Here is a 14,900-nt window from a genome sequence, read left to right on the forward strand (position 1 = left end):
GGGCGTGGAGACGCACCGGAAATCTGGTCGGAACCGGTTCCTGCTATTATTTGCCACCCCACGATTTCAGTTTTGTGCGCGCGGTGCCGTTGTTACCGAGATGGTAGATGCCGACGCCTTCCGGGTGAAAGCCGAACCCGTCGAAGGGCTGGCTTTCAATCCGGTCGAGGTAGTCGAGCGGAGCGAGGCCGATGGTGATATGGGCGAGGTAGTTGGCACCGCTGTGGTCCGGGACGTAGCGCTCGACATAGGACAGAGTGTCGGCGTTGATATCTGGTTCCTCGGCATCGGTCGCGAAGGCCGCTGCCGTACCGCCGCTGCCGGTGAAGGGCTTGATGGCCGCGATCAGGTCGGACTGGAGTTTCAGCACTTCTGCTCCCGGTTTGGCGAGGATGGCGGCGAGGCCATGTCCGGGAATGGTCGCGACTTTCATGTGCTTGATGGCGGTGGCCTCGAAGGACAAGCGGTCGAAGGAGACGGTGCGGACCAGCTTTTCCACCGTGCTGTATACGGTTTCGAGTTCCGCAGTCCAGACATACCGCTGTAGAAGCGTGATATGCGGCTTGTGCCGGGCATCAAGGGCGAAACCGTCCGAAAATTGCGATCGCAGCCGGGTGTTTTCTGCGGCAGCGCGGTCAAGTGCGGTGTTGTCGGGCTCGATCAGGATGTCGATGGCAGTCAGATCGCTCATGCGCGTGCCTCCTCGGTCAGGGCGGTACGCAGCCGGGCTTGAACGGTTTCGTCGATGTTCAGGCCGTCGGAGAGATAGGCGTCGAAGCTTCCGAAGCGTTTCCGCATCTCGTCGAAGGCGGCTTCGAGATAGGTCTCTTGCACGCCGAGGATCTGTTTCAGGAGATTTGGATCTCCTCCGGCTGCGCTGAACTGGTCAAGTACCGGTTGCAGGGCCGGGAGCAGCTGGGCGTTGGTCAGCATGTAGTCCCGCATGACGTCCTCCTCCGAGACACCGAGTAGCGTCAGCGTGACAGCGGCCGCCCAGCCGGTGCGGTCCTTGCCTGTCGTGCAGTGGAAGAGCAGCGGACAGCGGGTTTCGTCGGCAAGGGCGGTGAAAAATTTCCGGTAGGCGGCCAGCGCGCTCGGCAGCGACACGATCTCGCGGTATCCGGCCTCGAATATAGGAGCGACCTTGCCGCCGCCAATGATGTCTCCGGCGTCCTTGGGGCTGGCCATGATCTTCGGCATCAGGGCGGGGGCGGATTCCTTGGAGTCGGCCAGCACGTCGCAGACGAGAAGAGACGCACCGGACGGCACCCGGTCCGGTTGCGCGGCACGTTCGCCCCCGGTGCGGAAATCGACGATGGTGCGCAAGTCGAGACGCGCGATGTCGTCCATCCCCGCCTTGTCCAGCTTGTCGAGATCTGTGGACCTATACAGCAGCGCAAAGCGCACTCGCTTGCCATCTGAGGTCTTCCAGCCTCCGAGGTCGCGTAAGTTTGGTAGTGTCGGAACTGGTATTTGTTGCCCTGGAGTCTGCGGTGGGTTCATTCGTATTCTCCTCGCGGGTTCGCGTCTGGATGGCGATTGCTCCAAACCGTCGGACGAAGCAGATATATATAGCTGACAGTAGCGTGGGGACTCCGCTAATACTCCTAGGATGCAGTCTTATGGCACCTTCGAGGCCAGTTTGCCTAGACCAGGGTCCCGCAGAACAATCGGCCTTGAGATCAGAGCCCTTCCACATGGAAGCGAGCCAGCAATGCGGCTAGACCGCCCAAGACTGGTGAGAGGGAGAGGGTGAACCCTGCCGCCGCGACGTCCTTAAACCCGTGTTTGAAGACACCATTCTGCGAATGGCCACATTTGGAAGAGTTGATTTGGGAGATGGAACATCTGATTTTCGGGCGCAAAATGGACTTGCAGCTCAGCGGGTTGTTAAAGCAATCCGTAAATCAAGTCCTTAATTTGTTCATTTGGACGCTTGTTTGGATACAGCCTCTTGCCGTAGTTCCGCCGGCGGATGAGAGCGTATCAGCCACGCTGAGAATGTATCGGCCTTCTGGTCTTCCATTTTCGCGAAATCGTCTAGGATCTCTGAAATGCCGATGCCTTTCGTGAGACGGGTGGCAAACCGGTCAGCCTCGTACTCTGTTAGCCTTGATATCGAGCTGTTGAGAACGTGAGCTGCGTCGGCTGGGAGGCGCAGGACCGCGGTGATAGCGGTGAAGAGCATCCCAACGAAAGGGATACGATTGATCGTACTATTTGCCAGGCCGATACCAAGATTGATCGGCAGATTGAGATAATGATGCAACATTAGGATCCTGGTATCCCAATTGCGCAGGTGTCCGATTTCGTGAGCGGCGATGCAGGCGAGGCGTTCGATGCCGAATTGTTCGTCCTGATACTTGATCAATAGCCCTTTGGTGAAACCTACCCGGTCATGTCCGTAGGCAATGGCATTGATTTCGCCGCTGTCACGTACACGCCAAACGACTCTGGGAAGTTTGATACCGGTTGCACTTGAACTTTCCTGAAGCATCGTTTCGACTTTGTCGATCAAGTCCATTTCCCGCTGTGAAGGACGTCTCGTTGCGAAATCGATGTCGAATTTGGCAGCTGCGACGGATGGCATTTGGACAACAATGAAAGCCGGCAGCAGCGCCAATCCAAAGATCAATGTAAAAACTTGCCAGGCCTCAAGCGGGATGTCGCCGTAGAAAAGAGAGTAAGGTAACGCCAGTATGTTGAAAGAGAGCATCACTATGCAGAACGCAGCGGCTGCAGATGCTACCAAAGAGGCCGTTCGGACAATCTCAATGGCTGCGATCCTCGCGACAATTTTCAGCATAAGCACTCCGGTTTTCAATATTGTTGACTGCGACTTTTTAGTGTGAAATTTCCAAAATGCACCAAAAAGAATACGGGCCGAGTTTCGAATTTCCGATCCTGTCAAAGCTGGTCTGAAGTGGCTCTTGGTTCGTGTGTAATCTCGGAAGTTTGTGGGTAGCGTTATCGAACACCTCAATTTGTTTCTTGCTCGAAAGAACTGGAGAGCAACCAAACGAACGGGAAGTCCTGCGTCGGCAGCGAAGGAATCGAATATCGGCCGCTCCGCGCAAGAATTCGAGGTTGGCGAGCCGCCAGGACCTGATTTTGTCGTACATCCCGCAATCATGCTGCTTGCCGGTTGGAGGCAGGAGAGGCCGATTGGAGGGCAATCGCAGGCAGTCGGTTGAGGAAATAGGATAGGCAGTCACGCTCCCTATCTGAGCCATCTTCCGGTGGCCACCTACCAGGAAGCTGATATCCGGACGATCCGTTCGCGTTGGTCGCTAGATTGAACCGCGCCAGGTCGGGTAAGGTCTTCTCGGTCAGCCAGGCGTTCCACTCATCGACCTGCCGGGTCTGAGCCTTTGGAAGGATGACGACGGGAATGGAACGGCGCGGAGCGGGTTTCGCGCCCGCATCGCGCCCGTTAGGTTTTTTATTTATTTCTTTCTCTTTGTTTGGTGGACAGATTTGACCGCCTTTGCCGGACAGATCTGACCGCCTTTCGGGACAGATCTGTCCGCCTTCAGAAGAGGCGAGGGGGACAGATTTGTCCGTCTTTTCTCGAAGCTCGGAGGCCTTTAGGATCGAGGCGTCGGTAGGGCAATACTCCGTATTGTGCCCGACGCCATTCCCGCGTTGAACGCAAAGCCATCCACCGATTTCCAGATCTCGGATGGCGCGTTGGATGGACTTGACGCTCTTGCCGGTTGCCTCGGCAATTGTCTTGTAGGACGGCCACGCCTTCTCGGTGTGGCCGTTCACATGTGCGGTCACGATATAGAGCGCAACGCACTTGGCATTGTCGTTGATATTGGCATCACAGCTCAGCAGACGCAGCCACTGAAGTTTCACTTCCCGGAACGGGCGACGCTCGCTCATGGGTGCCTCCAGAGACCCGCCTGGGCAGAAATTTGGAGTGAGGCAGAGCGGCAAATTGGTGGGACAACGGCTTTTGTAAGCCATTGGAATCCTTCAGGCAGGTGTTTTGTCCCACCTTCCGCTAGGCTACTGATTTTCTTCAGTTTGGCTAGGCCCTCCGGGCCCACCACTCCTCTTTATGTCCGATCCGGAGACATAGGTAACAGTTTGTACCGGAGACATGGGTTACAACCTCGTGCCGAACGGGTTGTCGATTGTCTGTAGTGTTCTCTGCTCCAGGTCGATGTATCCCAGATCATAGCTCATGAAGCTGATCAGCCAAATACCATCCTCCACTTCCTTGATCCCGAGCTTCTGACCGGCCAGCACGGTCGATACGTTGATCTTCTTGCGATGCATGCAGATCCGCCCGCAGGCGGTGACCAGGGCGTCCCTGTCATGGAAGGGATAGTCCAGATCCGGCAGGCCCTGATATTGCCTTGATGAGGCTGTGTAGACTTCCGCAGGGGTCTTCATGGCGAGCGCTTCATGGGGCCGTTCGTCATTGAACTCCCTCACGAAAGCGTCGAACTTGGCCTGCTGTTGAAGGCTGTTCATGCCCGGCGGCCGGGTGGCTTCCTTCTTCAAGGTCAGGTGCATGCGCTCGTGACGGCCGTTCTGCTGGGGATGGCCGGGCTTGATACGTTCGATGCCGATCCCCAGACGGAGCCACCACACCGAGAGCTTGGATAGATTGTAAAGCCCGTTTGGTGATGCAAAGGGCAAGCCATTGTCCGTGCGGATCGCAGCGGGTAAGCCGCGCTCTTTGAACAGGGCAAGAAAGGCGTCCAGGACCGGCTTTTCCTTCGTTGAGTCAAAGGCCTCGCAGCTCAGCAGATAGCGGGATGCGTGGTCGGTGACCGTCAAAGGGTAACAGTAGAGCCGGTTGCCCAGCTTGAACTCGCCCTTGAAATCGGCGGCCCAAAGATCGTTTGGGGCAAGACCAGCCGAAAGAGGCGTGCCTGCGGCCTTGTTGGCGCGACGCCTCTTGCGGGCTCTGCTGACAAGGCCGTGCCGGTCCAGAACCGCATGAACCGTGCTCTGCGCGGGAATACGCACATCGCCGGACAGCTTCCTGACCAACACCTCCCGGATCTTGCGCGCCCCCCAGTGCGGCTTCTCCTTGCGTGTCGAGACAATCAGCCGTTCAACCTGCTCCGGAAGTTGGTTGGCGTAGCGCACCGGGCGACGCGACCGGTCGCACAAGGCTTCCATCCCGTCCCGCTGATAACGGTTCCAGATCTTGTAGCCCGTCTTGCGGGATATACCGAAATCGCGACAAACCCCACTCATGCCTTCTCCATCAAGAAGACGGGCGATGAAACGAAGACGTTCCTCCACTTTGGACACCTCTTGCCACGGCATCGACACCTCCCGAAAAACGGAAAGTGTTACCTATGTGTCCGGAACGTTTTGTCACCTATGTCTCAGGTCGGGCATTTAGGGGTGTTGATTTTCCTGCATATTTTCCTCCTTTTGTCCCACTCGAGATGTGCAAATGCTGACCTGGCGAGACGTTCCTGCTCGGCCTTCTTGCTGAAAGCAAAGGTTTTCAGGGTGTCACCAATAAGGCAGCTACCGGGCCGATGCCCGCTTGTCAGTTGGTTGGTTGCGGTTGACACTAAGACAGTCGCCCGGACGGATTGAGGAGCGGACAACCGGCCGCGGTTACCGTATCGTGCCTGTTGACCAAGGGTCTTTGCGCGGGTGCAGGCCAGTTTGAACCGACGAAGTCGGCCAGGGAGAAACCAGGCAATCAATGGAACACGATCTCGTATACATCGCTTTCGTGATGCTCCTTTACTGCATGTTTTCTGCCAGGATTGGAGCTGTCGGCATAACAATGCCGATGGTGTTTCTAACGATCGGTATGTTTGTCGGCATCGGGGGAAGTGCGCTCGATCTGGAGGCGGCCACGATGTTCCATCATTTGGCCGAGGTCACACTCGCCTTGCTTCTCTTTGCCGATGCAACAACTCTTCGCCGCGAAGCCTTGTTTGCGATTGAACAGCGGACAAGCCGGATGTTGCTGCTCGGCCTGCCGCTTGCCATCGTCATAGGAACCGCGATCAATTTCGTATTTCTGCCTGACTGGCCGCTCTGGGAAGTCTGTCTGCTGGCCGCGTTGTTGGCGCCTACCGATGCAGCGCTCGGTCAGTCGATCCAGTCCAATGACCGCATTCCCCAAGACTACCGGGATACGACCAATGCGGAAAGCGGCCTGAATGACGGACTGGCGCTGCCATTTGTAATTTTTTTCGCTGGGCTTGCAGCAGGAGATGCCGGGACGGAAACAGGACGCGGTGCACTCCTCTGGCTGGTCGCTGAACAAATCGGGCTCGGGGCCTTCATTGGAATTCTAGGTGGGTTTACCATCGGAAAGATACGAAACTATGTCCTGAAGCAAAAGCTGATGGAAGTCGGCCAGGGCCAGGTTGCAACGCTTCTGATGGTTGGCTTCATTTTCTTCGCAGCCGAACATTTCGGTGGAAATTCCTTTGTCGCGGTGTTTGTTGCCGGAATTGCCTATGCCAATTCAGCAATTGGCTCCGTGTCGCATGCCCGGCATTTTCTCGAAGGCGATGGCCAGTTTCTCGCGATGCTGAGCTTCTTTTTCATCGGCGCTCTGTTTGTCCCCGAGGCCATGGCCTTCCTGACCCTCCCGATGTTCCTGGTCGTCGTTCTGTCGCTACTGGTCGTTCGACCATTGGCGATCTGGCTTTCACTCACTGGCACGAAGACCTCTGCCAGCGAACGCCTCTTTTATGGCTGGTTCGGCCCTCGGGGATTGGCGACGGCGCTTTTCGCCGTTTTCGTGGCTATGGATTTTGAAGGCATACAGATGATCGACAAAATTCTCGTGATTGCGATCACGGCTGTCTTGGTCTCCGCGTTCGTTCATGGTTTTTCAGCCAGATTTGCACCTGAAATTTTCAGGATCCATAGATTGCCGGAGCGAGACAAATAGATCATGGGCGATCAAGGCAAAGCCTTTACCCGTCCCGCCTTGCCCACCAATCAATGCTGATCACAACCGCCCTGGGGCCTGCCCCGAAAAACAAAATCCCATAGCCTGGAATGCCAGGCCCTTCGGGTTCACGTCCGGCGGACGCCTGCTTTGTCGTGCTGACCTGACACCCGAGTTTCTTCAAGCCATTGGGAGAAACCATCGCTTGAGCCTGGACTGTTGCTTATCCTTTAAACCGAAGCAGAGTGCTAACCAACGTACCGCTCGGTCGTCAGCCCATCGAAAGAAATTTCCGGCTTCGCTCCGAGCACGACGTCGGCAACCGCTCTGCCCGACCCGCACGCCATCGTCCAACCAAGTGTTCCATGGCCGGTATTCAGGAAGAGATTGCTATAGCGCGACGCCCCAAGGACAGGTGTCCCATCCGGGGTCATCGGGCGCAAGCCTGTCCAACCCTCTGACTTGGATATGTCTCCGCCTTTTGGAAACAAATCCCCTATGACGTGCCGGACGGTGTCAGTCGCATGCGGGCCTAACCGGTTGGAATAGCCCGCGATTTCGGCGGTTCCGGCAACGCGGATCCGATCGCCAAGGCGGGTGATTGCGACCTTGTGGGTCTCATCCATGATGGTGGATTGCGGGGCCTCGGCATCGTCGACGACGGGAAGTGTCACCGAATAGCCCTTCACAGGATAGACCGGCAGACGCACCCCGATGGGGTTCAGGACCTTCGGCCCGTAGCTGCCGAGGGCACAGACGTAAGCATCGCCCGTTATCCGCCCGGCAATCTCGGTTTCGACGCCAGCAATGCGACCGTTTTCAACGGCGAGGGCGCGAATAGACTGACCGTACTGGAATTCCACACCCATCTCGGCGCATTTTTCGGCCAAAGCGATCGTGAACATCCGGCAATCGCCGGTCCGGTCCGCGGTCAGGCGTAAACCCCCGACGAATTTCTGACGCACCCCTGCCAGGGCTGGTTCGACTGCAATACAGCCATCTTGGTCAAGCACTTCGTAAGGAGAATCGTACTCGGCAAGGATGTCCTGATCGGCCTTGGACCCCTTGAGCTGTTTTTCGGTCCGGAACAGTTGCAACGTGCCTTGTGCGCGGCCGTCATACTCGATGCCGGTTTCCGAAATCAAATCCGGCATGACGTCGCGCGAATAGTTGGAGATGCGCACCATTCGGCTCTTGTTGATCCGGTAGCTTTCCTCGTTGCAGTTGCGCAACATCTGCCAAGCCCAGGTCCACATGGTCGGGCTGATCAGCGGCCAGATGAACAAGGGGCGGCGCTTCATGAAGAGCCATTTCAGCGCCTTCACCGGGATTCCAGGCGCGGCCCAGGGCGAGGTCATGCCGTAGCTGAGTTCGCCGGCATTGGCATAGCTGGTCTCAAGTCCGGGGCCGGATTGCCGGTCGAGGACAGTGACTTCGGCTCCACCCTTTGCGAGGTAGTAGGCCGTGGTAACACCAATTACCCCGGCTCCCATTACGACAACTTTCATGGCAGCATCCTTCGGAAGGCTTCAGTAGGCGGCGGTCAGTTGATTTCGGCCCTCAACTCTGCCCGGTCGCGCCTGGCCTCACCGCAGGCATCGGCCGGTGCTTTGCCTTCAGGCTCACAAGCATTCCAAACTTCGTTCATTTCGGTGAATTTGGCCATGCCGGCGATCCGGATGATTGTCGCAGGGTTGGGTTCCCGCACCGATCTCACCCTTTCTCGCAAAGCGTCGGCACCAGAAAGGCGGTAGGGCGTCCGGCTGGCATTCGTTTCCTCGTCGCCGACTTGCCCACGGAGGCAGGCTACCACATTGTGCTCTGCGATGCGGCTCATCCGCCTGGTTGTTTCGATATGTTCGATCATACCACCGACGCCATTCAGTTGGTGTTTGTACCTGGTTCGACGGCTTCCGGTCCTAAAACTGATGGGACAGTCTTGCCTCGAACTGCCAGTCTGCAATGCGTCCCCAGCTCGAACGCGCTCTTGAGCCTTGACGGATAGGGAAAAAAGTCCCTCGTCATTCTCTTATACGGGCAAGCAACTCTTCATAGGCCTTCAGGCGTTATTTAAACGAATTTCTTAATGAATCCCGGAAGATAATGAAAGAAGCTACAAGTTCATCAAAAATCCTGTCGGCCGAGAATGTGAATAGTTCCTGGAGATATTACATTTATCGGAATTTCGTAAATTAAATCCATGGAAATGCGGAGTAAATATTGTGTTTAGTTTCGGCGGAATCAAATAAATCAGCAGGAATATCTATTCCATTATTGTCTTCCCCGTTCCACCCGCATGAGCGGGAAAATCCCTCAGTTTCGGCAAGCCGTCACGAACCGGAACAACCGAACTTGAATAGTTGAGATGACAGGACGGCCGGAAGGGAAGCTCTTCCAGAATGGCGGCGTAAACGTCGGTAAGGCCTGCATCCGGATGTTCGCTCATCACATGTCCGCCGCAACGCGAACAAAAGAACCGCGCACTCATGCCTGTCTTGTTGAAGCTGCCGAGAAATTCCGCTCCCCTGGTCAGAGTGACCTGGCCGGAGGCAAAGAGTGCGTAGCTCGTGAAAGGTGCACCCGAATAGGCCCGGCAGGAATTGCAGTGGCAATAGCCCATTTCCAGCGGCGGCCCCATAACCTCAATCGCCACCTCGCCGCAGAAGCAAGTTCCGGTCAAACGGCAGTCCTGCTGCTCCGAGGAGAGGTGCAATGCGTTGTCAGACGGTTCGTTCATCGAGTTCCTCTTTCTTCTGAATGCCTGGAAGGTGACGCCGCCGCGCCGCTCGCAGTTGCATTGCGGGGCGGCGGCCGTATGTCAGTTGGCTTTCGGCGGAAGCGGTGCCGGCACCTGGTTTCTGATCGCGGGTATCTGCTGCAGGTAAGCGTAGATCGCGCCCAGGTCCTCGTCGGTCATCTGACCATAGACAGGCCACGGCATCGGCGGCAGGATCGGGCGCCCCATTCCCAGATGCCGCCCGGTCCGCATGGCCTGGAGGAACTGCTCTTCGGAGTAATCGCGCAGCACCCCGGTTTCCGGATCAGGCGTGAGGTTCGCCGTAAAGCTGATCCCCCATGGTCCGGCCCAGGCCGTATTCGTGCTTGAAACTGCTGCTGCCCAGGGTCCTGGTAGTGCCGGGCCTTCCGTTACAACCTCGCTTTCGGGATGGCTCGACAACATGCGCTCCATGTCCCACTCCGGGCCATTGTCGCCCATCTTGAAAGGCGTGTGACAGTCGTGACAGGCTGAGGTCGTGACAAGATACTCGCCCCGCTTGATCCTGTCCGATGCCTGATCCGCTGCCGCGGCTCCGGCAAAGACGGGTGTCAGCGCCGCAGCAAGAACCACCCTGAAATATTTTCTCATTCCGTTTCTCCTGTTTGCCGCCGGGGGCCGGGGGAGACCGTCTCCATCTCGGTGATCCAACGGCGGATAGTTGTGACAGCGCGCTCATCGACAAGCGCGGTGCCGAGCGGGGGCATTTGCAGGGCGGGCGCGCGCGAGGCCATTCGCTGCGGAACGGCGCTTCTTTCCGGTTGCCCCGCTGCAATGCGCAAGGTTGTATTTTCCGCAAGTCCGGGCGGCGGTGATTTCAGTCTTTGTCCGACCAGGCTGGACAGGACGCCCGCTTCCGGACCGGCTGCAGACTGAAAAAGGTTCAGGCCGAGCGCCGCCAACGGCCCGGTAGAATTGTGACAATGGCCACAATTGCCGTGCAGATATCCAAGTGCGGCGCGCTCCAGGTCCGTCCGGAGCGGCGATGCCGCTGTGACTTGCAGTTGATCGAAGTCCTTGATCTGCCCGCGTGCCTGCAGGGCGGCGAGCGCCTGGTCCGGCGACAGTGCCGCCGGTGCCGCGGAGCCTTCCGTGAAGAGGCCGCCTGCGAGCTGACGCGCACTGAACCCCAATACGGCGACCGGTGCTGACGCGTGACAGGCGCGGCAGTCCATTAGCGATGGAATGTCGTGTGCGCGTCCGTTTTCAAGCGGGAAGCTACCCTTCCTGCCCTTCGGTGAAACGATCCGCGCTTCACTGCCGTCGTCATTCCATGCATAGGTGGCATAAAGCCAATTTCCGTCCGGACGCCGCTCCATGTAGCGTGTCTCGACCTTGTGGCCGGCGAATGAAAATTCCTTCCAGAACCTCGTGCCGACCGGAAAATCCCACGCATCCGGGTCGGCGGCATCGATGACGGCTTCCATGGGAACCGATATCCATCGCCGTTTCTCGGCTCCATCCGTCCAGAGCGGGTATCGGGGAGCAAAGGCAAAATGATCCGGATCGACCGTGAGCGTGGCCGGGTTGGAGTAAAGCCCGGTATCGAACAGCGTCAAAGGAGCCTCGTGCGCGGCCACGACCGGCAGTCCGGCAGCCCTGGAGGCAATTGGTGCGCCTAGTACAAGCAATCCCGAAGCGCCGGCCACAGCCAAAACGGCTACGGCCATCAGCCACGCGAACGCACGGCACCGGACGCTTTGTTGAAACCTGGACACGACTTTTTCTCTGCAGCCATTCTGAATACAAAGGGAGAGCATTGCCCCCGGAGCCTTGTCCGGAGGCTTGACAGTTTCGGTTCTCGGGCACGGCGGCTGTTTACTAACCGGCGAGCCGTGCCGGCTGCCGACCAGGCTGGAAGCGCAGGAACATGCCGTGCGGATCGTATTTGTTCCGCAGGCCGGATATCCGGTTCCAGGCTTCCGGCGAAAACGAGCCGGCAAGCCGTCCCGGCCGTTCCAGATCGGCTTCGCCGACGTAATGACCGATGGTCTGGTCGGCGACACGGTCAGCTGCGGCCCGCATCCAAGCGACATGTGCCGCGTCCCTGTCCGGATCCTGCCAAATGGCGTAGATCGCTCCAAAGCCGAGCCCGACCATCGAAAACGCAGTGTCCGGCATTTGCGGCATCTCGTCCGGTTGCGGCAGGACCATCGCGAGCGCGAAGCAGCCCGGTCCGGGCGCGCTGGCGACCGCTTGCGACATCTTTGCAAAGTAGTCGTCGGCCGGTGCTGCCGCCCATGTGGTGTCAACGGCATAACGGGCGCCTTCCGGGAAGAACCGGTCCAGGCTGTCATAGAGAGCGTCAAAGGGTGTCGGCATCTCGAGCGCTTCGAGAGCATCCACCGGTGCCAGGGCCGCAATCGTGTCGAGCGCGGCCCGTGCTTCCTGCGCGGTCTCCGCAAAGCACGTGGCGACGCCCATGACGACATGGGCAGCCTGTTCCGCCAGGTGCGGCGGCGCCGGCAGCATCAGGGCGGTGAATTCTACATTGTCCGGCACCTGCGCCTTCGAGGCCCTGATCCACTTCTGGACATCCGCGGCACGCTCTATCGGGTAGCTCCGGATCGCCGTCGTTATCGATTGCGGCAACTTGTGAAGTGCGAGCCGGTAGCCGGTGACCACACCGAAGAACGCAGGTCCCGCGCCACGTGCCGCCCAGAAAAGGTCTGCGTTCTCGGTCTCGCTCGCCCGCAGCAGCTTGCTGTCAGCCGTCACGACATCGATACTCAGAACGTTCTGGCAGCCAAAGCCCCAGCGCTCGGAGTTCCAGCCGAGCCCGCCACCGAGCAGATACCCGCTAATTGCGACATGACCGCAGTGACCAAGCGGAAACGCCAGCCCTTTTTCGCCGAGGCAGCGGGCGAGTGTACGGTTGTCGACCACGGGGCCGACCTCGGCAATTCGAGTGGCCGCATCGATGCGGACATCGTTCAGGGTCGACAGGTCGAGCACGATCCCGTCCTGAAGCGCGATGCCGGAAAAGTTGTGACCGGAACCGCGCGGTGACACCCGCAACCCGTGTTTGGCCGCAAACCGGACCACCGTCTGAACGTCGGCGGTGTCGGCGGCGCGGACGATGACGCCGGGGTAGCGCTCCGGCGTGCGGCCGTTGAAGAGGAGACCGGCGCGGGCAGCTTCATACTCTGCCTCGGACCGGATGATTACCGTGCCGCGCAATTGGCGGCGAAGTTCGTCATAGTTCGTCATTTCATTTTCCAGGTTGAATGATCCAGGCGGATTCCGGGTGGTGTTCCCGGTCTGCCGGTGGATGGGTCAGGCGGCCTTGGACAGGCTTTCCTGCGTGCCGTGGGCAAGCCAGAACGCTGCAGCGTGACCAAGCTGGTTCTGTGCGATGCGTTCGTATTTCGCGCAGTCTTCCGGGCTGAGAACGCCGCGCCAGCGCCCGTTCGTGCCCTTGTTGATGAAGGTGCCCGCGCCGCCGACCCAAAAGTCGCCTGCGTGCGGCGCGTATCGTTCGGCATTGCGTTTCATGTAGTCGAAACCGCAATGCTCCAGGATCTTCGGCCAGCGCGACTGATCGATCGAGATGTCCAGGAAATCCGCGATCCGGCGGATTTCGCCCGGCAGGTCTGCCTTGAGATCGGCGAAATGCACCAGAAGCACGTTCGGGAGATGGCGGATTTGCCACCAGCTGTGAATGTGCTCCCAGTACGGCCAGAACGGGTATCCGTCGCCGTCCAGCCAGTCGTGAAAATAGTCGCGGATCTGCGCAGGCACCGGACCTATCGGATTGCCGACAAGGCCGGGTGCACCGTTCAGGGCGAGGAACCAGTCAAGGTTCGCGCGCGCATGATGATTGTAAAGGCTCCAGACAACGTCGCGGCCGTCGCGCGCGACATAGATGTATTTGGCCTCTCTGGAAAACACGAGCGCGTCAACCGGCAGGTGTGTTTTCAAGAAACGTCTGTGCCGTTGAGCATTGACCGCCGAAAGCTTGTCAGCCCTTGGATCTATTCGCAGATCGAGCCAGGGCGAAAGTTCGGTCGTGCTGAGGTTGCCGGCGCCCTGGAAGACCAGCTGGCCGACGATCTGCTGCATCCATGTCGCACCGGACTTTGCATAATTGCCGATGACGATGTCGTCCGGCCGATACCGGAACTCGTTCCAAATGGTCGAATCCAAATGATGATTGCGGATCTCGCGCTTCTTTCGCGGAGAACGGAGTAAGTTGAGGAACATTTTTTTGCTCGAGAGTTCAATTGCGGTTTTCAGTAGAGAACCGAGGGCATCCAGGCACCTTGCGGTTCGTTGTATTCGCCGCGCGTCATCAGGGTCATCGGCTTGACGATCCTCATTCCCTGGCCGAGGCACCAGCGGAAGAACCTGGCGGACCGGGTAGGGACGAGGAAGCCGATGGGATCGCTGCTGGAGGCGCCGGCACCGAGAACCAGCGCCATCATGTCTGCTTCCGTCTCGGCGACTGCGTGATTGAGCAGCCACAGACCGGGCATCGTCATGTAGGCCCGGATACGGGACCCGCCTTCAAGCACAAGCGGTGTTCCGCGCAGAAGCGCTGCCTCCACGTCGCCGGATCGCGGGAACCCGTGCACGCGGCGGCCGAGTTCCTCCACTTCGGGAAGATCGGTCCGCGTCATCGGTCTCACCGTGGATCCTGCGGCTGGCATGTCGCGCGGACGCCCGGTCATGACCGCAAGAGGTTCACGTGTGCAGAAGCCGAGCGATGCATAGAGCCCCATCGACTTCGTGTTGAAAGCATCCTGCAGCAGCCGGATGCCTGAAGCTCCGGCTCCGCGGCTGATAACGGCGTGCATCAGCTTTCTGCCGATGCCGTTGTTTTCAATGTCGGGATCAACCGAAATCGGACCGATGCCGCCGATCGGATCTCTCTCGCTCAGAAAATTCGACCCGACGATGCGCCCATCCAGGACGGCGACAACACCGTATGTGGAGGGATCGCCGATCGCCCCGTCAACCAGGGCTTGGGCAAATGCAAGATCCGGAAAATCGGGCGAGAAGTTATGGTGGGTATGAAACCGGCCGAAGGCCTTGAACAATATACGCGCCATGTCCCTGGCATCTTCAGGCAAGGCTTCCCGGATCTCGATCTCGGACCGGGAGTCTGCCTGGGACAATAAAGATAGTTGGTGCAATGTCATTGTGCTGTCCGACTTGCTTGGGTGTCGTTACCGGAATTGATCCGGTCATTAAGAAATAAATCACTGACGTCGGAGGAGCTCGCTAAGA

At 58.4% G+C, this 14,900-nt stretch carries 14 protein-coding genes; 1 reads left to right on the forward strand and 13 read right to left on the reverse strand.

Going from position 1 to position 14,900, the window contains the following annotated elements; translation table 11 throughout:
- Positions 1-46: 46 nt before the first annotated feature.
- The 5 genes from ACX3M4_RS26905 to ACX3M4_RS26925 form a co-directional block, all read right to left on the reverse strand.
- A complete protein-coding gene (locus tag ACX3M4_RS26905) occupies positions 47-691 on the reverse strand; it encodes a hypothetical protein (protein ID WP_459355997.1) in 645 nt (214 codons plus the stop codon).
- Entirely contained in the window at positions 688-1,503 is an 816-nt protein-coding gene (locus ACX3M4_RS26910) for a tyrosine-protein phosphatase (protein WP_459355998.1), read from the reverse strand. Before ACX3M4_RS26910 ends, ACX3M4_RS26905 begins: the two co-directional genes overlap by 4 nt.
- A 421-nt stretch (positions 1,504-1,924) precedes the next feature.
- Positions 1,925-2,806, reverse strand: coding sequence for a M48 family metalloprotease (locus ACX3M4_RS26915; RefSeq protein ID WP_459355999.1), 882 nt, complete (start codon positions 2,804-2,806; stop codon positions 1,925-1,927).
- A 323-nt stretch (positions 2,807-3,129) separates the two neighbouring features.
- On the reverse strand, positions 3,130-3,888 hold the full coding sequence (locus ACX3M4_RS26920) for a helix-turn-helix domain-containing protein (RefSeq protein WP_459356000.1): 759 nt from the start codon (positions 3,886-3,888) through the stop codon (positions 3,130-3,132).
- 225 nt (positions 3,889-4,113) lie between these two features.
- Complete coding sequence (locus ACX3M4_RS26925) at positions 4,114-5,292, reverse strand: IS481 family transposase (protein ID WP_459356001.1); 1,179 nt, start codon at positions 5,290-5,292, stop codon at positions 4,114-4,116.
- A 394-nt stretch (positions 5,293-5,686) separates the two neighbouring features.
- Here ACX3M4_RS26925 and ACX3M4_RS26930 point away from each other — a divergent pair, with 394 nt between their 5' ends.
- Positions 5,687-6,895, forward strand: a complete 1,209-nt coding sequence (locus ACX3M4_RS26930; protein WP_459356002.1) for a cation:proton antiporter — start codon at positions 5,687-5,689, stop codon at positions 6,893-6,895.
- 248 nt (positions 6,896-7,143) lie between these two features.
- Here ACX3M4_RS26930 and ACX3M4_RS26935 read toward each other — a convergent pair whose 3' ends face one another.
- From ACX3M4_RS26935 to ACX3M4_RS26970, 8 genes are all read right to left on the reverse strand, one after another.
- Positions 7,144-8,403 (reverse strand): D-amino acid dehydrogenase, encoded by a 1,260-nt coding sequence (locus ACX3M4_RS26935; RefSeq protein ID WP_459356003.1) that lies wholly within the window; start codon positions 8,401-8,403, stop codon positions 7,144-7,146.
- A gap of 35 nt (positions 8,404-8,438) precedes the next feature.
- A complete protein-coding gene (locus ACX3M4_RS26940) occupies positions 8,439-8,762 on the reverse strand; it encodes a RidA family protein (protein ID WP_459356004.1) in 324 nt (107 codons plus the stop codon).
- 396 nt (positions 8,763-9,158) lie between these two features.
- Positions 9,159-9,632: a GFA family protein gene (locus tag ACX3M4_RS26945; RefSeq protein ID WP_459356005.1), complete on the reverse strand. Its 474-nt coding sequence runs from the start codon at positions 9,630-9,632 to the stop codon at positions 9,159-9,161.
- A gap of 81 nt (positions 9,633-9,713) precedes the next feature.
- Positions 9,714-10,262 (reverse strand): c-type cytochrome, encoded by a 549-nt coding sequence (locus ACX3M4_RS26950; RefSeq protein WP_459356006.1) that lies wholly within the window; start codon positions 10,260-10,262, stop codon positions 9,714-9,716.
- Positions 10,259-11,341 carry a hypothetical protein gene (locus ACX3M4_RS26955; RefSeq protein WP_459356007.1) on the reverse strand — a complete coding sequence of 361 codons (1,083 nt, stop codon included), beginning with the start codon at positions 11,339-11,341 and terminating at the stop codon, positions 10,259-10,261. The genes ACX3M4_RS26950 and ACX3M4_RS26955 overlap by 4 nt, the downstream gene beginning before the upstream one ends.
- Before the next feature lie 151 nt (positions 11,342-11,492).
- Positions 11,493-12,881, reverse strand: a complete 1,389-nt coding sequence (locus ACX3M4_RS26960) for an FAD-binding oxidoreductase (protein ID WP_459356008.1) — start codon at positions 12,879-12,881, stop codon at positions 11,493-11,495.
- A gap of 66 nt (positions 12,882-12,947) precedes the next feature.
- Complete coding sequence (locus ACX3M4_RS26965; RefSeq protein ID WP_459356009.1) at positions 12,948-13,817, reverse strand: sulfotransferase domain-containing protein; 870 nt, start codon at positions 13,815-13,817, stop codon at positions 12,948-12,950.
- 86 nt (positions 13,818-13,903) lie between these two features.
- Entirely contained in the window at positions 13,904-14,722 is an 819-nt protein-coding gene (locus tag ACX3M4_RS26970) for a GNAT family N-acetyltransferase (protein WP_459356010.1), read from the reverse strand.
- Positions 14,723-14,900: the final 178 nt, after the last annotated feature.

The sequence above is a fragment of the Roseibium sp. M-1 genome, from assembly GCF_054515675.1.